The 255-nt window shown below is 62.7% G+C and carries 1 pseudogene; it reads left to right on the top strand.

Annotated features, from left to right (window positions below):
* Nucleotides 1-190 (top strand): annotated as a pseudogene (locus JNB91_RS30625) (IS110 family transposase); the annotation flags it as partial.
* Nucleotides 191-255 lie beyond the last annotated feature (65 nt).

Raw genomic sequence — 255 nt, 5'->3', positions numbered from 1 at the left:
GGCGACGGTGCTTTTGACGAGAACCAGTGCCAGGACCGAGAGCAGACTCAAGAGTTGGGGACTTAAGCTGCGCGAGCGACTTGGCTTCAAGCGGGCCGCTGTGGCCGTCGCCCGGAAACTCGCGGTCGTCATGCACAGCATGCTCAGGACGGGAGAAGTGTTCAACGCATCGGCTGGCGCGACCATATAGGCGACGCCTTCATCCCTCAGCGCGCCATCTAGCTTTGGTGCTGAGCGTCCCTGCTGCGGACGTGG

Source organism: Aliirhizobium wenxiniae (assembly GCF_019511445.1).
Taxonomy (GTDB): Bacteria; Pseudomonadota; Alphaproteobacteria; order Rhizobiales; family Rhizobiaceae; genus Neorhizobium; species Neorhizobium wenxiniae_A.
Note: the sequence above shows the minus strand (reverse complement) of the source record. Positions and strands in the feature narration are given on the sequence as shown.